This is a genomic window from Mesorhizobium sp. LCM 4576 (assembly GCF_001854815.1).
GTDB lineage: Bacteria > Pseudomonadota > Alphaproteobacteria > Rhizobiales > Rhizobiaceae > Mesorhizobium > Mesorhizobium plurifarium.
This window is the reverse complement of record NZ_MDDT01000004.1, coordinates 205083-224880: the sequence shown is the minus strand read 5'-3', so window position 1 is coordinate 224880 and position 19798 is coordinate 205083. Positions and strand designations below refer to the sequence as shown.

Here is a 19798-nt window from a genome sequence, read left to right as displayed (position 1 = left end):
TTTTCGCAATCGGCTGGGTGGCGAACTCTCAGGYCAGATCCACCTCGACCCATAGCCCGCCCGGTCCCCGGGCCGCATCGCGCGGCGCGCTGCGCACCGCCTGGATCGAACCGGACGGCGCGGCGAAGGCCGGCTTTCCGTTCTTGTCGGCCAGCCACGGATCGTCGGCGCGAATGACGCGGCCCTTGGTCTTCGTCTCGAGTGCGGTCAGGATGCCGTCATAGGGCATCTCGCCCCAGTGCACCTTCACCGCGTCGACCTTGTTGGTCGGGATGAAGGCCGAAAGGTCTCYGCTCGTCAGCAGATCGAAACCCTGTTTTTCCGGCGTGGCGTTCTGGCTGCCGTGATGGGCGACCTTGAGATAGACGGTGCGCGCCAGAAGGTCGGCCGACGTGACGGTGCCCTGCCCCACCGGCCATGTCAGGTCCTTCCAGCTCAGCCAGTTGCCGATCTGGGCGTCGCCGGGGAACAGCAGCACGTGCCCTGTGTCGATGAACTCGAAGGCAAGCACCAGGCTGGTGTTGTTGACGCCGCGGTCGAGCTGCAGGGCAAGATCGGCGGYGATCCCCATCCAGTCGGCGTCGATGCGCCGCCAGGATTGGTCGCGGTCTTCCATCGCGGCCGCGGCCGAAACCGGCCCGGCATAATGCTTGCGAACATAGGCGCCGATATCGATGGCCGGGTCGCTGCCCTTGTCGCCGGTGAGCGCCGTGGAAAGCGGCGTGCCGACATTGCGCTCGAACGGGCTGAGCTCGTCGACGTAACCAGCATCGGCCGCCTCGTTCATCTTGAGGCCRCTCACCAGCGCCCGCGCGAACGGGCCGCCGCTGGCCAGCGGGAACATCTCGCTCGCCTTTTCCTCCAGCCGCAGCGCCGCCTTGTCGCGCGGCGGGCCGAGCACATAGACGCGCAGATTGGGCAATGCGTCGATCGTCACCGGCGGCCCGCCGGGCTCGAAATAGGTCGGCGTCGGTTTTTGCGACAGCTTTGCCGCCGCGTCGCGGGCCGAGCGCACCCGTTCGCCGGCGGCGCCGAACTGGAAGCCGAGCACGGATTGCAGACCGTCGCGGACACCGGCCATGTAGGAGCTCAGCCCACGCATCGCGTCGAGCTTCTGGCCCACGCCCTGCAGAGCGGCGATCGCCTGGCCCTTGAACTTGTCGAGCTCCGCGGCCTCGGCATCGGCCGGATTCTCGGTCCAGGCCATCCAGACGTCGCCGACGGCAAAATCCTTGAAAAGGTCCTTCGCGGTCAGAAAGCCGGAGACATGGTCCCAATGTTCGTGCGTGACGACGAGGATGTCGATCTTGCCGCCGGTCTCCTTCTTGAGGTCGGCGACTATGTCGGCGACCAGCGCCGGGCCGCCCGCGATCGAAACATGGATGCCGCAATCGATGAGCATGCGGAAAGGCTTTCCGTCCGCCTTCCTGAAGGTGAGCAGGTGGCAATCGCCGATGCCCTGGCAATAATGCCGCACCGTAACGCCCGCTGCCGGGGCCACTGCAGCGGCCGTTTTTGCCGACCTTGTCCTCGTCGCCGGCTTTCTAGACATGGTCGTCGTCTCCGTCGCTGGCATGCAGCAAGGCAAAGGGCTCCGACACCTCGCCGCCGAAATAGAGCGCCCGCAGCGGCGATAGGTAATTGGCCGCCATCGTGCCGGCCTGACGCTTCTGCCGGTCCGCGCTGCCAGTGTTCTTGATGATCGAGTAGCGGATCTCTTCGAACCCTTCGCGCGGGTCGATGATGATCGTGGCGCCGCCGCGGAACCAGAAGAAGCTGTCGCCCTCGGCCGTGCCTTGCGGCATCGCCGTGCCGTCCGGCGCAACCGGAATGCGCTGCTGGATCACGGCCACGACCTCGACGCGGAACGAGCCGTCCGGCTCGACGCGGCGCGTCGGGCGCACGCTGTAGATGTCGAAGGTCGTCTCGCCTTTCTTCGGCGCATGCATGACCGTGCCGTCCTCATTGTAGCGCGGCAGATCGGGCAGCAGGCCGAACTGCTTGTAGAGGTCCGGATCGGAGGCGAAGGCCTTGTGCATCGCCTTCCACAGCGCATAGCGGTTCTTGTCGTTGAGCGCGAAGATTTCGGCCCGCTTCAATTTCTGGTTCCAGCCGAGATCGATCTTGCTGAGCAGGCCCTTCAGCCAGGAAGGCGACGGGTCCTCCGGCGCGCTCCAGGCCAGCGTCTCTTCCGAGATGGTGCGCACGTCGCGCGGCAACAGCTTCCATTTGCGGAACGATTCCAGGAAGGCCAGGCGATAGTGCAGCGGATCGTCCGGATAGGCGTCGCGGTCGGCGGTGATCAGCGCGCGCAGATATTCACCGAAGGTGATGTCGACGGAAGGGCAATAGTCGAGCGCGCGGATGCACATGGTCAGCATCTGCCTGGCGGTCTTGGCGACCTCGTCGGTCAGGCGCTCGACCAGGCTCGGATGCAAGGTTCCCGCCGGCAGGATGCCGGAGCCGCCGGTGGCAAGCTGGATCAGGTCGTCGGTCCGCCGGTCGGCGATGGCCAGGAAGGCCTGATAGACGGCGAAGACCAGGATCGAGCCGCGATCATGCGCCTCGAAGGTCTTGTCGTAATCGAGGTCGGCCATGCCGGCGCCGCCATATTCGCGCAACGGTCCGGCCCTGCCGCTGCCTTCGCCGAACTGCTTGGCGATGCCCGAAAGCAGCGAGGCGGCCGACAGTTCGCCCCTCGCCTTGCCGATTTCGAAGCTGACCAGCTCCTTCAGGGTGAAATGCTGGAACAGCGCGACGATGTCGGCGAAGGCCTCGTGGAAGGCCGGCACGTCCGGATTGGACGCTTCCTGGAATCGGCGATGCAGCCCGTCGAGCAGCGCATGCGACATCTCATGCGCGACGATATCGCTGGACAGGCACGAGAACACCGTCGTTCCGGGCGTGGTGACGTCGCCCTCATTGCTGGTCGCCGGGAAATAGCCGAACAGCAGCGCCTTCTTTTCCGGGCTGTAATAGGCATTCTCGGCGCGCAACGCATGCGGATAGATGCGCAGGCGCGGCACATAATGCGCCTTTACCGTCATGTCGCCGGTGCGGCCGGGAGCCTCGGCATAATGCGGCGCCCACAATGCCCGCCGGCCGAGCGCGCGCTCGAAATGGCCGATCGTGGTCATGGYGACGGCGTAGACCATCTGCTGGTGGAATTTCGGATTGCCTTCCGAAGGCGGCAGTCCGTCCTGCGCCAGAAGAACCTTGTCGTTGAGATCGACCGGATCGTAAATGCGGTCGGACGCGGGGTCGACATCGACCACTTCGAGATATTCGCCGATCGGACCGGGCAGCAGCGGCTTGTCCGTCGCCGGCTCGTCGTCCCACGGCACCGAAAGCGTCGCCTGGTAGACCGAAACCGAATCCAGCCGCTTGGCCACCGAAGGATCCAGGGCGTAGATGCGCAGGCGCCGTTGCGGCGGCGGCAGCGGCCGCGGCTTGCGCTTGATGGCCGGCGCAGGGCCTGTAACGGGTGCAGGAACGGCTACGCTCGCGCCTGGACGGCCGAGCAGATCTTCCAGGAACGCCTTGAGCGGCTTTGACGGATTGCCCTGGTCGAGCGCCGCTTCGAGGAAGCGGTTGCGTGCCGCGGCCGAAACCTGATCCGGATCGCCGTCCGGGTCGGCGATCGTCTGCTCGATTGCCACTGTTCTTTGCGCCATCTGCGTCAGCTCCAGCGCAAACATCATGCGCTGCCGCGATGTCACAGCGGTCGGTGCCGCCAACGAGTTGCCGCCGGTCAAGAGGTCAAGCCAGCTCCATGTATAGGTGGCGGGAGTGAGCTTCGTGAGGCTCCCCGCCGCTGGCGGCGGGAAGTCCAGCGCATCGAGAGCCCGCAACACGCCCTGCCCGATCTTCTGCTTCGTCTCCGCGGCATTCATCTTGGCCGTCGATTTCAAAGCCTTCGCGAACAACGCCTTGCGTACAGCCTCGATCCGCATCCATGGCTGAGGATAGTTTTTCACCACGTCCCAATGCTCGGCGAGCCACAGAGCGGCCGCGGCGGCGACTTGCGGGGTGGCCGCCGAGGTGCCGTTGCCGTCCATGTCGACCACCTTGCGGCAGTCGATTTCCGCCCAGGGCACGTTCGGCGTGTAGGCGCCGAGCGCCGTGTTCATCTTGGAAGGCGGCCCGTAATTGCCTTGCATGGTGCCGAGAGCAAGGCCGGCATAGGCGCGCCCGTCGCCCATCACGCCGCATGCCGCAAGCACCCGGTTGTAGCGCGCAGGATAGACGATGCTGCTCGGCGTGATGGTGAAATTGTTGCCCGCCGCCGTGACCATGACCAGGCCGTGGTCGTAGGCAAGGTTGACGGCGTCGACCAGGGCCTGCGAGGTGAGGCCGCCCATGCTCATCGACAGCACCTGCGCGCCTTGCTGGCGCGCATAGTCGATGCCTTGCACCATGGTGCCCGTGGTCAGCCGCACCACCCAGTCGGCGATGCGAACCGGCAGGATTTTCGCCAATGGCGCGCCGCCGACGAAATCGGTGAAGCCCGGCCAATGCGGCGAAGTGCCGTCGAGCTTGTTGCCGGCAAGCAGGCTGAGCGTGCCGGTGCCATGGCCGCGATTGCTGGTGAGCGTGCCGGCTGGAGCGTGGTCGGTCGCGTTGTTCGGACCAGTTCCGTCGTCGACGAAGTTGCGTTGCTGGGCTGTAAGAAGCCCGGCCGGCAGGGTCTCGTGGKTCGGGTCGAAACCGGTATCGAGATGGGCGATCGTGATGTTGGCCTGCTTGGCGCCCACCCTGTTGCGCGCCGCCGCGAACTGGCTGAAGTCAGGCGCGGCGTTCCAGGCGATGYGCCCCGCGACCACCGCCTGTCCGCCCTGCGGGTCCTGATCGTCGAAAGCGCAGACGGGACTGGCGCTTGCCGCCATGCCGCGGTCGCCGGCGCCGTTCCTGTAATCCCATTGCTGCGCGATATCGGGCTCGACCGCGAGCACCTCTGCGCCCGCGGCGGCAAGCGCCGGAGTTCGGGYGACAAGATCGTGGACGTGGTCCCAGGGATTGTCCGTATCGGCGGCATCCGTTGCCAGCCGCAACCAGGTGGCGCCGCGATCCCCGGCCGCGGCCGGACCTGCGCCACCGACACCAGGCGGGAGAGCAAGGATCGGTTCGGCTTCGATCCCGCCAATCCGGGGCGGCCCGCCTTGCGCCGCGAGCCCCGCGCCGTCGCCACGAACCTTGACAAGGAGTCCCTTCGCGGCTGCCATGGCATGCCCCTCCCCAAGCCAACCATGGCGCCGACCGTCCGCTCCAGTCAAGCCAAGGTTCCCGCCATGCTTCGATTGATCTCTTTGCCGACTAGGCAATCATGCGCCCTGTCTTCCAAAGCAAAGCCGACCGAAACATGAACCCACATATTTCAGAAGCGACAGTCGCTCCGGCGGACATGCATATCTGTGAGCACCTTCACATACGCCGAGCAGGATTTGCGCGCAGATGTTGCATCGGGTTCTCGAGGAGAAATTTCGATCACCTAGCCATTTTCAGATTTGCTGTCTGCGCGCATGGGCACCTCCCACCCAAGCGCGCGGACGGCGTTTCGAAGGATCGGCCCGCAACCGCCAGTGCGCCCGGTCTCCTTACAGTTTGCCGGCTTGTCCGATTTCGGCGTGTCGGGCGTGACATCGGACCTTCTGTCCGTCACCTGCCGAATTCGGTCAGCCACCATAGAAGGAGACAACGCTTTGATCGAGCACGCACTTATCCTACAATTTCCGCTTAACGAGAGGCGGAATCGTATCATGGCTACAAACGGCGCGGACGACAGGAACCTGCCGCGCCTGGCGCGCATCGACCCGCGCCAGTTCGACCTGCTGTTCGCGGGGTGCAAGCTGGRGCGCTATGCCGCCGGCCAGCATTTGTTCGTCCAGGAGGATGCGTCCGACCGCATCTACGGCGTGATGAGCGGCACCGTCGAGATTTCGATCTATTCGCCGGGCGGGCAGAAGCTGGTGGCCAATATCGAGCTGTCGCGCAGCCTCGTCGGGGAGATCGGAGCGCTCGACGGGCGCCCGCGCACGGCGACCGCCATCTGCCTCACCGCCTGCGAGCTGGTTTCGCTGAGCCGGACACAACTCTTTGACCGCATTGAGAAAAACCCGCCTCTTGCACGCGCGATGATCGAGTTGCTGTGCGCAAGACTGCGCTGGGTCAGCGGCGAGCTGGGCGACCAGGCCTTTTTCGGCATCGAAGCCAGGCTGGCAAAACGGCTGGTGTTCCTGAGCGGCGTCATGGCCGACACCGCCGGCTGGATTCCGATTTCGCAGTCGGAGCTCGGCGAGTTCCTCGGCGCGACGCGCGAATCCGTCAACAAGACGCTGAACGACTGGCGCAACCGGCAGATGATCGCCATCAAGCGCGGCGGGTTGCGCATCACCAACCTCGCCGCGCTGAACCAGATCGCCGAATCGCAGGACGACGACTGAGCGATCCAGCGCGGCGGTTTCGCCGTGACTGGCTTGGCGGTTTCGCCGCAGCTGGCCCAGTTGCTTCGCCCCAGCTCGATCGGTTCGCCACATCCAAGAAGCATCGAACAGCTTCAGCGCCCGGTCAAAGCCGCGAGATCAGATAGCGCAGCGCCGAGCGGCTCGGCATGAAGAAATAGCCGCCGCCCTTCGTGGTGACGAACTGCGGTACATCCTTGAGCACGGTGACCTTTTCCCAGGAAGGGATCGAGAACCGGCCGCCGCCGCCTCGCGCGCCAATCGTCGGATCCGTTTCGCCCACAAGGCCCTGGAACGAGTTCGAGGACACCCATGTCTGCTGGATGAACTCGTATTGGCGTTCGATATCGGCATTGAGGCACATGAAGAGCAGGCCCTTCTCTGTCTTTCCGCCCCTGCCCTTCTTCTCATAGGTGCGGCCGACTCGCAGGATGCGGTGGCGCTTGCCGATCCTGATCTGCGTGTCGCGGTCCTCGCCGAGCGAATCGCGGGGGTTGGAACGGCGTATGTGAGAGCCGAGCGGACAGGMGTGCCCTTGCGGGTCTTCGGCGCCGAGCGCGAAATCATTGTCGATGCCACGGCCCGGACGCCCGTTCGGATTGCGCACCRGCGAGCTGCCGTCCTGCCAGCGGCCGAGCATCTTTGCCGCCACCCAGCGCGGCGTGATGGCCGCATCACCGGTCTCGCCGGCGGCCTGAACGGCGGCCTGCCGGCAATAATCGTCGAACAATTCGACATGCTGCTGGAACTGGCGCACGACGAGGAAGGTGCCGTTGCGGCCGAAATCGCGCGGCGGCGGCGGCTGCCCCGGAATCTGGCGGTTGCGCCGCACCTGCGACAGGATACCGGTGCGATCCAGCGCCGCCTCGACCGATGGCGAAGCCGGGTAGAAGCCATGCTCGTCACGGTAGCCGAACAGGAACTCGCCGGGCGCGACCAGATGCATGGGCGCGGCTCCCTTGGCGGCGCGCGCCGTGCCCCGAACGATCGGCTGCGAGACGCCGTCGACGAAACCGAAATGCTCGACCGCCCGCTTGCCGTCGCGCTTCACCAGCAGCGGCAGTTCGGCGGTCACGGACATGCCGGCGCCCGTCGTCTGTCGCTTCATGGCCGCGATCTCGGCTTTCAACGTGGCTGGCGTCTCGGCGTAGCAGACGATGACGAGGTCGACAGGATTCTTAGGCGAGCCCCATTGCCATTTGTCGGGAGCGTCGGGACCGGTATCGTTGAGGATGCGGCTGCGCTCGGGCGTTCCCATGCCTTGGCGGAAAGCGACCGGGAACGTATCCAACGGCTCGTCGTCGACGCCGCCGTGAAGCCCGAGCCGGCGCAGGCCGTTCGGGCCAAACGCCACCGTCATGGCGCGGCCGGCGGGCACGCCGTCGCCGAAGCTGGTCTTGTTGATGACGAAATCGAGCCACGCCTTGCGCTTGGTTGCCGGCAAACCGTCCGGCACCTCGATCGCAAGCATATGCGCATGACCGAGCGCACCGAATGGTCCGAAGAAGATCGACTGGATCTCCCCGGATTCCAGCTCTTCGAGCGGCGCGAACGCCGGTTCGGATAAGCTGGTCGTGTCCGCCGGGCGCGCTTGCGGGCGCTGCAGGGAGCCGAACAGACTTAGCCAGTCGCGCGCCTCGTTGCCGGTGGCCGAAGCGATGYCGCGCCTGATCCTGGAGTTGATGCGTATGCGCGTGGTGTTGAGATGCGGATAGGCGCTGTACCAGAACAGCGTCGGCACCTGCTGGCGCCGCGCCCAGCGCTTGAAACGGTCACCGTCGCGCGCGCCGTCGAGGAACAGCCAGCGCGTGCGCGGATAGCCTTCGGTGTTGCTCCATACGCCGGTCAGGCCGGCCGAGGCCTTGGCGATGAAATCCTCGAGATAGCTTTCCCAGCTGCCGCCGTAGTTGGAGAAGAACACCAGCCTGTCGGTGCCGGGCAACAGCACCCAGYGGGCGAAATGAATGGTGTTGATGGTGGCGAGGAAACCCGGACGGAATACTTTCTGCGCCGATATCGAGATCAGATAGAAGGTGAGYCGCAGCGCCAGCCGCCGCAAGATCCCCGGCTTCATCGTCGAGATCGCCGTCAGGTTGTTCTGCGCGGTGTGATCCTCCCTGGCAAGGATCTTTTCGAGCGCGCCTATATCGACCGGGGTGTTCGCCGGCCGGTCCTTGTCCTCGAGCCGCCGCAGCGCCAGGAAACAAAGGCCGACGAACAGGAGCAGAATGGCCAGCAGACCGAGCACCGAAAGCAGAAGCGCGGCCCCGGCGATCGCGATGTTGGCGAAGGTGACGCCATGCGGATTGCCGAACACCAGCACATAGGTCATGCGCCAAAAGGCAAGAACGACGATCGCCACCGTGGCGAACATCGCCGGGGTGAGCAATGTCGTCGTCAACGCGCGCGCCCAGTGGCCCGGCGGCCTTTCCAGCAGGCTTTCGGCGGGCTCGAACGCCCAGCCGAATTGCCCGAGGCAGCGGACATGCCGGCGCGCCTCGGCAAGCACGTCCATCGCATTGCCGTTGCCCGCGCGCGGCTTCTCGACGATCTCGCGCACGCTGTCGGCGAGCCTGGCCTCGGCCAGGATCCGCCGCACGGAATGYCCCGGCGTGCCTGAGAAAACCAGCCCGGCGGTGCTGCCGAAGGAGGGCGATATGTCGATATGGTTCCTCTTCAGGAAGTCCTCCAGCGGCCCGCCGTCCGGAAGGCCGCAGACATCCCTGAAGATCGGCCGCAACCGGTGACCGATCGATTGCGCGACGGCGGCGATGACCTCGTCGGTGCTGCCATCGCCCGAGATTTCGAGCACCAGCGCGCCGGTCTCGGTCCCCGTTTTTCCGTCCTTGCCGGTCGGAACAACGGCCAGGCTGGTGAAATGAATGGTGCCGACCTTGTCCAGCGCGGCGCTAAGCTCGCCGATCGCCGGATTGCCGAGATCCGCGACCTTGTCGCGCACCGCATCGAGCGGGATCGGTCGGGTGAAYGGGCAGACCACCGTCACCATCGACTGATCGGCGGTGCGGCAAAGCGGCGAGCGCTCGAAATCGACCTTGAGGCTTGYCGGATAGGCACCGACATTGACCATCTTGCCGGCCCTGCCCCGCGCGCGGGTCAGCTTCGGTTTGCTGAACAGGGYGCGGATGCATTCGCCGATCTGGATGCGGGCGATCTCGGCGCCGATGCACAGATGGATGCCGTAGCCGAACACCATGTAGTCGCGATGCGGGCGCGACGTATCGAACTCGTTCGGCCGCTGGACGATCTCCGGATCGAACATGGCTGACAGCGTCGCCGGYATCACCACCGTTCCGGCCTTGACCAGGCGCTCGCGGCGCGTGCCCTTGCCGATGACCGCGTCACGCCTGGTGTAGCGCCATGGCCCGATCCAGATCGGTTTGAAGCGCATGGCCTCCATGACCGCCCGGTCGAGCTTGYCGGTATCGCCGGCCGCGACTGCCTGATCGACGGCTTGCCGCGCATCGGTCCGCGACAGGATCACATCCAGGCAATTGCTGCCGGCAAGCACGTTGGTCGGCACGAAGCCGGCGACCATGCCGAGCATGATGGAATGGATGTCGGGCAGCGACAGGCGCCCCTGGTCCATCAACGCGACGAGGCGGGCCAGCGGCCGGTCGTCCTTGCCCGCCCTTTCCCTGATCGCGGCGATCGAGCGATCTATGACCTTGAWCAAGCGATCGCCGCCGACCACCGCAAGCTGGCGCGTGGTGGGGTTTGCCGTCGGGTCGGAGAAGAACAGCGCGCTGAGCGCGATCGACCAGTCGGCGAATTCGGTTTCATCGTCGATCTCAAGGCCGAAATAATCGCGGCAGATGCGCACCGGCACGATCTTCATCAACCCGGCGATGGCGTCGAAGCCGGGGCTGGCGCGGGTCATGATGTCGCGCGAATGGCGCTCGGCGATCGGCCTGACGGCGGCTTCGACTTCCGCCGGCGGGAACGCGCTCAGCACCRCCGATTTCATCTGCCGGTACGCGGCGCCGTCCTGCATGCCGAGAATGAAATTCGAGCCCCGCGCCAGCTCTGCCATTTCCGGTCCGTAGGGCGTCTCGAACTCATCGCCCCGCTCCAATATGTCGCGTACATCCGCGCCCTTGGTGACGAGCAGGAAATTGCCGAAGCCGAGATTGGGCCAGAAACGGCGCAGCAGCGACAGCAGCCAGCGCGGATCGCCCAGAAGAAAGCCGGCAATACGGGAAGCAATGCCGTCCTTGGAACGCAGGCGGTTGATGTCGAAAGGCGGCATCTCGACGACCGRACGCTGGCTCTTCTGAGCGGCGCGGACGGCGGCGAAGTATTTCAAAGTGATCATCGCGTTCAAGCCCCCCGGCTGTCCACGTCAATGCGATGCCGGCATTGTTCTGGCCTAGGTTTGCATCGGCCCGGCGTATGTGAATTCGCTCACAGTCATTTGTCGTCGGCCCCGGCGATTATGCGGCGGACTTGGCCAGATCGAAATTGCCGATCAGGAAATTGTTCTTGGCCGGGTCCACGAACGGTATCCAGCGTATTCTCTGCTCGGAAAAATCCGGGTGCCTGGTCATGAAAATCGCAAGCTCGCGCGCCGCCTCGTCGCACCGGCCGCTTCTCATCAGCGCGCCTATCTTCAGGAACCTGGCGTAGAAGTAACCTGGCGACAGGTTGAGCGAGCGCTCGGCGGTGGYGATCGCGGCCGGCCAGTCCTCGACGAAGCAATAGGCCGCGGCCAGTTCTCCCAGATTGTGGAAGCGATAGAGGTCGAACGGGCTCAACCGCTCGGTATCGAGGAAGAAGGGGATCGCGCCGGTTGCATCGCCAAGCAAAAGGTGCGCGCTGCCCATGGCCGAGCGGGCGAAGGCAAAGCTCGGATTGATGTGGATCGCCTCTGCAAGGTGCTCGGCCGCCAGTGCCGGCAGGCCGCGCATGATGTCGGCTGCCCCGAGATAGGCATGCGGGCGCGCATCGAGGCTGTCCATCAGCAGCGCCTTGCGCGCGAGCGCCTCGACCTTCTCGAGATCGTCGCTGTCGCCGAAACGCAGCCATGCCCGCCAGAAATACCACCATGCGAGCTCGTTCAGCACGGCGCTCGAATTCGGATCGTCCCGGTAGGCTCTGTCGAAGAAGTCGAGGGCGATGTCGGTGTCGCGGCGGGTGCGCCTGTTCATGTGCCAGCGGCCGCGCCTGACCAGTTGCCAGGTTTCGAGGCTTTCCCACGGCACCTGGAACGTGCGCGCCTGCTCGGCGCGATCGACCTCCTTGTCGAGGATGGAAACGATCTCACTCCCGATCTGGTCGCGCAGGCTGAAGATGTCGACGAGATCGCGGTCGAAGCGTTGCGACCAGACCAGGCGTCCGTTCGAGGTGTCGGTGAGCGACGTATTGAGGCGGATCTGCCTGTCGGAGCGCGCCAGCGTGCCGCTGACGATGTAGYGCGCGCCGAGCGCATTGCCAATGAGCCTCGTGCCCAGGCTGTCGTCGCGAAACTGGAAGCTGGAGCCCTTGGCGATGACCGAAAGCCAACGCGTGTTGGAAAGCCCGTATATGATGTCCTCGGCGATGCCGTCGGCCATATAGCCGACATCGGGTTCGCCCCCGTTGCCATGGAACGGCAGCACGGCGATTGCAGGCGGACCCTTGGCGATCGGCCTGTAATGGCCAGGCGTGGCGGGGATGGAAGCGAAGGAAGCCGCCGCGGCGGGGCCGTTGCCGCCGCGGCCGGCGATCAGGACCTGCACCGGCAGGGCGATGTTCTTCAGGCTGAATTCGCCGAGATCGGTGAAGACGGCCGACGTCTTGTCCTTCACGTGGTGCCATGTCGTCGCCGAGATRGCGACGCCATCATGCGGCGCGAATTCCTGGAGCCGGGCTGCGATGTTCACGTCGTCGCCGTAGAGCCGGCCTTCCCGGACGATGACGTCGCCGGTGTTGATCCCGGCGCGAAACGGCATGCGCATGTCCTCGGCGACCGCCGCATTCAGCGCCACGATCCGGCCCTGGAAATCGAAGGCCGCCCGCAGGGCTTCGATCGGGGTGCCGAATTCGGCCATGATGCTGTCGCCGGCATCGCCGAACGTGCGCCCGCCAAAGGCGCCGCAACTGTCGGCAATGATGTCTCGCCTCTCCTCGAAGGCGGCGACGGCGAGCTCGTCGTCGATGCCCATCAGTCGCGAGAATCCTACGGCGTCGATCGAAATGATTGTCGCAAGCTGACGGGTATAATTCCGTTCAGCCATGATCGAGCCCCCAGTCCCGCTTTCAATCCAGAACAGGCGACCTGCGCTCAAAAGAAACGCGTCGCCGTCCGCCGATGGATACCCCCCGGCAGGTCCGGCGCGCCATTGCCACCCTGTTATGACCAGAACTCTATCAGGGTCTTGCCGAAAGCTCTACTACGAACAGCTAATATGACAAACTTCCCATCCGGCGCATGGTTAGTCGTTCGTTACATCGAGYGATATCTGCAGACAACGCCTCTATCCTTTGAAATTAAACGGCCTTTCGCGCCAAGCGGTCGCTGAACTGATTACCGGCGGACATCGATTGGCCGCGTCGAGGCGAACGCTTCGGGAAGCGTTGTTCTTACGTGGCGGAACCAACCTGCCCAGGTGCGAGTTTCTGACCGCATCTGCCAACACGAGATTTGAGGGCTCTCATGCGCGCTGTTGTTTTGGCGACCGGTATCGCGGTCCTCCTGGCCGGCGGACCGGCCTTCGGGGCGGACGACAAGGCACTACCCCCACAGAATGCCAAGAAACTCTCGGAGATCGTCGCCAAGGTCGAGCGCCGCACCGACTTCCGCTATGTGAAGGAGGTCGATTGGGATAGCGATGGCTACACCATCACCTACTACACCACGGACAAGGCCAAGGTCCAAATCACCTACGACCCCGTGACCGGCGAACCAAAATAGGCTGCCTCGCCGTCCGCCAAGCCTRCCAAAGCATTTAAGCCGCTGCCCGCCGGTGTCCTACCTCTGTGCTTTGGYGCTTAACACTCCTTTGCCGCACGAAAACCCGGCGCGACGGACCACACTTGCATCGATAAAACTTTGGTGGCTGACTGCCCGCCGTGATTGCGGGCGCGGGGGTGCATGGCAATGATCGGCTACGTCCTGAAACGCATCCTGATGGTGCTTGTCGGCTATCTGGTCGCTGTGCTCGTCGGATTGATCGCCGTGGTGGTGATCTACGCGATACTGAGTTCGCTACCCAACGCGCCAGCTTATTTCGGGCTTATGGAACTCACGCCGGTCGCCGTGCTGGTGGTGCCGCCCCTCGGTATGTTCGTCTATTTCCTGACGATCATCCTGACGGGTATGCAGACGCTGGTCTTTGCCTTGATCGCCGAGTTCTTCTCGCTGCGAAGTTTCTGGCTGCATATGGTCTTCGGCGCCGCCGCCGCGGCTGCCGGTTTCATGCTGATCTGGCCCGATGCCGCCGATGACCCGGAACGCTGGGCCGACATGGGCATCGTCGCCGGCGCCGGCCTGGTGGCCGGCCTGATCTACTGGCTGATCGCCGGGCGCGACGCCGGCTTCCGCCGGCCGTTGATCAAAGCAATTCCAGGAAAAGTGTGAAGCGGTCGGGCTCGGCGTCTTCGCCGTGGCCGTCCGTCCGGAATTGCTTGAGAGTAAAAGCTCAGCTTGACGGCGTACGCACCGCTTCGGTCGCGTCCAGCGCCTGCATCAGCTTGGAATCGCGGTCATAGACATCGTCGAAATACTCGACCTTGCCCGACATGTCCGGCCATGCGGTGAAATAGGCGACATAGACCGGGATGACCCGCGTGACATTCTCGGTCGAATGGCCATGCTTCAGCTTCTCGGCGATGTCGTCGACCGTGGTGCCGAGCACAGCGGCGGCCATGCCGCGCGGATCCTGCAACCGGACGCAGCCATGGCTGAGCGCGCGCATGTCGCGCGCGAAGAACGACTTCTGCGGCGTGTCGTGCATGTAGATGGCATGCTTGTTGGGGAAGAGAATCTTCAATTCGCCCAAGGCATTGGCCTCGCTCGGCTGCTGACGCACGCTGAACGGAATGTTAGCACCATAGGCACCCCAATCGACCGCCGCCGACGGGATGCGCTTGYCGCGCGAATCCGTCACCTCATAGCCGGCGCGATCGAGATAGCCCGGATCGCTGCGCAGCCTTGGCAGCATCTCGTTGACGATGATCGACTGCGGCACGCCCCAATACGGATGGAAGTCGACCTGCTTGATCTGGTTGTAGAAGAAGGCGGTCTGGTTGGTGACCCGGCCGATGACCGCGCGGGTCTTCAGCTTCTCCTCGCCATTGTCGATATAGCTGGCGGTGAAGGCGGGCTGGTTGATGAAGACGCGCGGGCTGCCGAGATCCGACGGCATCCAGCGCAGTTCCTCGAGCGCCACCTTGACCTTCTCGATCTTGTCGGCCTTCGACGTGCCGGCCAGCGAAGCCACCGTGCGCGGGCCGATGACGCCATCGCCMTTCATGCCGGCGCGCTGCTGCACGGCCTTGATCACCGGCACCAGCTCGGGATCGTAGAGCTCGCTCTTGCCCAACCTGGCGAGCACCTCGCCGTAATTGCCGCCCATCTCATCGTCGAGATTGCGCGAAATCAGCGTCAACAACTTCGGCAATTCGGGGCTGCTCTCGCCAGGCTTAAGCAGCAACTTCGGATCGACGACAATCTCGTTTTCCTCGCTAGCCTCGAGCGCCTCCAACTCGACTCGCAGCGCCTGGTATTCGGCATTCTGCGGATGCCGCGATTCCAGATAGGTGCGGACTTCCTGAGTATGCGCCAGCGTCTTCAGCGCGCCTTCCAGATCGAAGGACTTGGCCGGGAAGTCGTAGTAACCGGTCATCCGGTTGGGATCGACGCGGCCGCTCTGGGCGTCTTGCGCATAGCGCAGCACGCGCGCCGACAGCGCCATCTCGAAGCGCACCAGTTCCTTGGTCCGCTCTTCCGGTGTGGCGGAAGTCGCGGCCGCTGGAACGTYGACCGAATAGTCGGCCGGCGTCAGGCCGTAGCTTGCCGCCTCGCCCAGGACGCGCACCGCATCCTGCGCCCGGCTGTTAGGGGCATTGTCGCTCACCCAGATGAAATCCGGATTGGCCGAATAATAAGCGACCAGCGCCTTGGCGATATCCGGCTCGGCAAACAGCTCGTAGTCGCTCAAGCCTGCGACGGCATCACGGAAGCTGTTGCTCGTCACCGAAGGGACAAAGGCGGCGTCCTGCGCGGTCGCCGGTTGCGGCGCCGGCAGCAGCGATTTGAAATCGACCCGCACGAGCTTGTCGGCCCGGTAGGTGTTGTAGGTCGGGCTGCTGATTCTGACGCGGCCACCGCCCTCTCCGGCGGGCGCTGCCGGCCGTATCTTGCGTGGCTTCGGCGGCGGCGGAAATTCGCCTTGCGGGTTGTGCCGGATGCCGCCGCCGAACAGCATGTCGAACAGCCCTTGCGCACTTGCCGGCTGCTGCCCGAGGGCAAGCGTCGCCGCGACCGCGATCGGCAGGACGGCTTTTTTGTTCCCGAGGATTTTCATGCTTCACCCGCACCGGTTGAAACCGGTTCCCGTTCCGCGCCGCTAGACGGTCCCGCCCTCCGCATGGCGGATGTATGACGCGACTATACCGATTCATACTGATTTCGTTAAGCTTCCATAAATTTCCGGAGCCGTGTTGCAGAACGGTTTCACATCATCGTGAGACCCAGAGCGGCGATTGCTCCGGGCCCCACGTGTTCGCAAAGCTGTCGAAAACAATCAGGCGTTGGCGCCGMCATCGATGGTCAGAGATGCCCCCGTGACGAAGCGTCCTTCAGGGCTCGCCAACCACGCCACCATTCCCGCGATCTCCTCGGCTTCGCCGAAGCGCGGCGTCGCCATCTTCCGGCGCTGGTGCTCCGCATGTGGCCCGTTGGAGGGATTCATGTCGGTGTCGGTGGAGCCCGGATGAACAATGTTGGCGGTGATGCCGCGCGAACCGAGGTCGCGCGCCAAAGCCTTCGTCAGTCCGATCAGCGCCGCCTTGCTGGTCGAATAGGCGCTGAGGCCCGTATCCGTCACGCGCTCAGCCAGATTGCTGCCGATCGAGATGATCCTGCCGCCATCCGCCATATGCCGCGCGGCGACCTTGGAGGCGACGAAAGGCGCTCTCAGATTGACCTCCATGCTCTCGTCGAAATCGGCGAGCGACAAGACGTCGATCGGCGCGGCGCGCCAGATGCCGGCGCTGTTGACCAGGATGTCGAGCCGCCCGAACGCATCCATCGCCCGATCGACGGCGCTTTCGATCGCCTGGGCATCGCGCCCGTCGGYCTTGATGGCRATAGYGCGCCCACCGGCCGCCTCGATCTCCTCGACCACGATGCGCGCCTGCGCCTCGCCGTTCACATAGGYCAAAGCGACGCTCGCGCCGTCACGTGCGAGTCTTTTCGCGATGGCCGCGCCGATGCCTCGGCTGCCGCCCGTTACCAATGCGGCCTTGCCGCGCAACTGGTTTGAAGGCATCGATTTCTCCTTTATGTAATGATCGATACATAAATAGCTGCCAAGCTTGCCGGATGCCGTCAAGCGAATTATGTATCGATCAACACAGAAAAGAATCCAACAGAAGGACACCATGTCGGAAAGAGGCCGCCCGCGCAGCTTTGATCGAGCATCCGCCTTGCGTCGGGCCATGGAGGTTTTCTGGGCCAAGGGCTATGAGGGCGCATCGCTCAGCGACCTGACCGCGGCCATGGGCATCAATTCGCCCAGCCTCTATGCCGCCTTCGGCAGCAAGGAAGCGCTCTTCCTCGAGGCGACCGATCTCTACACGCGCAGCGAAGGCACCGATATATGGTCGACGCTGGAAGAAGCCCCGACCGCGCGGCTCGCGATCGAGGGGTTCTTAACCCAGACCGCCCGGGCCTATTCACAGACCGACCGACCRCAAGGTTGCCTCATCGCGCTCGGAGCCCTGCATCAGGATTCGACGCAAGGGCTGATCTGCCAGGATCTGCGCCGCCGCCGGGCCGAAAATCAGACCGCGCTTGAGAGACGTCTGGAGCGGGCAGCGGCTGAAGGCGAACTGCCTGCCGACTTCGACTGCCAGGCCGCGGCCACCTTCTTCGCCACTGTACAGCATGGTATGTCGATCCAGGCGCGAGACGGCGCAACCCATGCCGCCCTCATGGCGACCGTTGCCGGAGCCATGGCGGCGTGGACGACGATGGCCGGGGCCAACACCTGACCCCGTGACAAACGCCAGGCTTTGTGATCGAAATTTCGGCGGCCGACGCAAGCGCGGCCGGGAGGATTTGCCGTGAAGAAAGGGTATCGCCAGCTTCTCGACGAGGCGAATGCCGAGATCGAGGTCGTGTCGCCGGAGGAGGCCGCGGGGCTGCTGGAGGATGACGCGACGATCTTCGTCGATCTGCGCGATCCGCGCGAGGTCGAGCGCGACGGCAAGATTCCCGGTGCCAAGCATGTGACGCGCGGCATGCTGGAATTCTGGATTGATCCTGAAAGCCCCTATCACAAGCCGTTCTTCGCCAGCGGTAAGACCTTCGTCTTCTTCTGCGCCGGCGGCTGGCGCTCGGCTTTAGCCACCAAGACGGCGCAGGACATGGGCCTGACGCCGGTCAAGCACATTCTCGGCGGTTACACCGCCTGGAAGGCGGCCGGCCTGCCCGTGGAGCCGGGGCAGAAAAAGAAGGCTGACTGATTACAGTCTTCCGCAACACTTGGAATCGACCCGATGGTTTTCTGGATAGCGAGCGCAGTTGGATTGGCGGTCGCCTATCTCCTCGGTTCGACGCCCTCCGGCTATCTGGCCGGCAGACTGCTCAAGGGCATCGACATACGCGAGCATGGCTCTAGATCGACCGGCGCGACCAATGTGCTCAGAACCTTGGGCAAATGGCCTGCGCTGGCGGTGCTGCTGGTCGATGTGCTGAAAGGCGCGGCGGCGATCGTCTTTGTTCGCTGGTTTTATCCGTGGTTTTACGCGATATCGTCCRCCACGCCGCCGACGGCGCTTGAACTGCAAATCTGGGTGCCTTGGGCCGTATGCCTGGCCGGACTTGCCGTATTGCTCGGGCATGGCCGGTCGATCTGGCTAAATTTCACGGGCGGAAAATCCGCAGCGACAGGATTGGGCGTGCTGCTGGCAATGTCCTGGCCTGTAGGACTGGGCGCTGCGGCTACATTTGTGGCCTCGCTCGCTCTTTTCCGGATCGTTTCCCTCAGCTCGATGCTGGCGGCACTGACGGCTGTCGCGCTGGTCTGCGGGCTGGAGCAGCCATTGCCCTATCGCTTGCTGGTGATCGCGGGCAGCCTCTATGTGATCCTGCGCCATCGCRCCAACATCCAGCGGCTGCTGGCCGGAACGGAGCCCCGCCTAGGTCATGGCAGCCCGGGACAGGGCGCGGCACGGCCCTAGTGCAAGGTCGCTTCCTGCTGCTCCGCCACGAACCCCACCGCGCGCGCGACGACATCCCTGTCGGCGAGGATGCGGCGGTGGCCAAGCCCGTCGGCCCAGTGCAGGTGGACATGCTTGCCGGCGCCCGCGTAACGCTTCGCATGGTCGGCATGAACTTCGCGATCGTCCGGCGCGTGAATGATCAGCGTCGGCACCGGCGCCTCCGCAAGCTGGCGATCGCCGGTGAACTCGCTGAGCGGCCRCCCGGAAAGGTGCTTCACCCTGTCCGCCATGGCGACGCGGGAACGCGGCCCGACATTCATCATGTCGCTGAAATCGTCGAAGATCGCAGGCAGGGAACTCGGCGCGGCAATCAGCACGAGCTTCTGCGCCTTGAGCGGCGGCATGCCCTTGACCGACGCCGCAACCGCATTGGCGGCGATCGCGCCGCCGAAGGAGTGGCCGACTATCGCCGCAAAGGGACCGAACCATTCGCCTGCGACGCGCGCCGCGTCCACCGCGTTCACCATGTTGAGGTGGCGGCCGAGCGAGTGGCCATGTCCGGGCAGGTCGAGCGAGACGACCTTGTAGCCGGCGCCGCGAAACCCTTCGATCAAGGCACGCATATATTCGGTGCGCGAGCGCCAGCCATGGATGACGAGCACGGTGCCGCGCGCCTCCCTGCCCGGCTCCGGGCGGAATTCGTGCACGGCGACACAGTCCGTCCTGGTCTTCAGCCGGTGATGGCGCGCCTCGGCCATGAAAGCTGAGGCCCGCTCGACAGCCCGCCGTTCGCCGTCGCTCAAGGCCTTGACGCTTGGTGTGCGGCAAAACAATTCGAACGCGGCGCGGCCGCTAAGACGCGGCGCAACATGCTCGGCCGCGCCGAAAACGCCCCGGATGACCTTCATTCCAAATGATGCCATATTGGCAGTCCATCCATTCGTTCAAGCATG

Annotated in this window: 13 protein-coding genes; 6 read left to right on the top strand and 7 right to left on the bottom strand. The window is 64.5% G+C overall.

The window, feature by feature from the left end; all coding sequences use genetic code 11:
- Positions 1-28: 28 nt before the first annotated feature.
- Entirely contained in the window at positions 29-1552 is a 1524-nt protein-coding gene (locus LCM4576_RS01275) for an MBL fold metallo-hydrolase (protein ID WP_157901189.1), read from the bottom strand.
- Entirely contained in the window at positions 1545-5222 is a 3678-nt protein-coding gene (locus LCM4576_RS01270) for a S8 family serine peptidase (protein ID WP_071029905.1), read from the bottom strand. The genes LCM4576_RS01275 and LCM4576_RS01270 overlap by 8 nt, the downstream gene beginning before the upstream one ends.
- 534 nt (positions 5223-5756) lie before the next feature.
- Here LCM4576_RS01270 and LCM4576_RS01265 point away from each other — a divergent pair.
- Complete coding sequence (locus LCM4576_RS01265) at positions 5757-6440, top strand: Crp/Fnr family transcriptional regulator (protein ID WP_071029903.1); 684 nt, start codon at positions 5757-5759, stop codon at positions 6438-6440.
- Between the two features lie 124 nt (positions 6441-6564).
- On the opposite strand, the gene LCM4576_RS01260 is transcribed toward LCM4576_RS01265, so the two are convergent.
- A complete protein-coding gene (locus LCM4576_RS01260) occupies positions 6565-10791 on the bottom strand; it encodes a cytochrome P450 (RefSeq protein WP_071029901.1) in 4227 nt (1408 codons plus the stop codon).
- 118 nt (positions 10792-10909) lie between these two features.
- Positions 10910-12691, bottom strand: a complete 1782-nt coding sequence (locus tag LCM4576_RS01255; protein WP_071029899.1) for an adenylate/guanylate cyclase domain-containing protein — start codon at positions 12689-12691, stop codon at positions 10910-10912.
- Positions 12692-13110: 419 nt separating this feature from the next.
- On the opposite strand from LCM4576_RS01255, the gene LCM4576_RS01250 reads away from it, so the two are divergent.
- Both LCM4576_RS01250 and LCM4576_RS01245 read left to right on the top strand, forming a co-directional pair.
- Positions 13111-13368 (top strand): PepSY domain-containing protein, encoded by a 258-nt coding sequence (locus LCM4576_RS01250; RefSeq protein WP_041011713.1) that lies wholly within the window; start codon positions 13111-13113, stop codon positions 13366-13368.
- A gap of 186 nt (positions 13369-13554) precedes the next feature.
- Positions 13555-14034 (top strand): hypothetical protein, encoded by a 480-nt coding sequence (locus LCM4576_RS01245; protein WP_040982811.1) that lies wholly within the window; start codon positions 13555-13557, stop codon positions 14032-14034.
- Between the two features lie 61 nt (positions 14035-14095).
- Here LCM4576_RS01245 and LCM4576_RS01240 read toward each other — a convergent pair whose 3' ends face one another.
- The gene (locus tag LCM4576_RS01240) at positions 14096-15982 is read right to left on the bottom strand and encodes a murein L,D-transpeptidase (RefSeq protein ID WP_071029896.1); all 1887 of its coding nucleotides are present in this window, start codon (positions 15980-15982) and stop codon (positions 14096-14098) included.
- Positions 15983-16201: 219 nt separating this feature from the next.
- Positions 16202-16948 (bottom strand): 3-oxoacyl-ACP reductase family protein, encoded by a 747-nt coding sequence (locus LCM4576_RS01235; protein WP_071030127.1) that lies wholly within the window; start codon positions 16946-16948, stop codon positions 16202-16204.
- 112 nt (positions 16949-17060) lie between these two features.
- Between LCM4576_RS01235 and LCM4576_RS01230 the strand changes: the two genes are divergently transcribed.
- From LCM4576_RS01230 to plsY, 3 genes are all read left to right on the top strand, one after another.
- Entirely contained in the window at positions 17061-17672 is a 612-nt protein-coding gene (locus LCM4576_RS01230; RefSeq protein WP_041011715.1) for a TetR/AcrR family transcriptional regulator, read from the top strand.
- A 72-nt stretch (positions 17673-17744) separates the two neighbouring features.
- A complete protein-coding gene (locus LCM4576_RS01225; RefSeq protein WP_040982805.1) occupies positions 17745-18146 on the top strand; it encodes a rhodanese-like domain-containing protein in 402 nt (133 codons plus the stop codon).
- A gap of 33 nt (positions 18147-18179) precedes the next feature.
- Positions 18180-18863 carry a glycerol-3-phosphate 1-O-acyltransferase PlsY gene (plsY, locus tag LCM4576_RS01220; protein ID WP_071029893.1) on the top strand — a complete coding sequence of 228 codons (684 nt, stop codon included), beginning with the start codon at positions 18180-18182 and terminating at the stop codon, positions 18861-18863.
- Here plsY and LCM4576_RS01215 read toward each other — a convergent pair.
- Positions 18860-19768: an alpha/beta hydrolase gene (locus LCM4576_RS01215; RefSeq protein ID WP_071029891.1), complete on the bottom strand. Its 909-nt coding sequence runs from the start codon at positions 19766-19768 to the stop codon at positions 18860-18862. The genes plsY and LCM4576_RS01215 overlap by 4 nt on opposite strands.
- Positions 19769-19798: the final 30 nt, after the last annotated feature.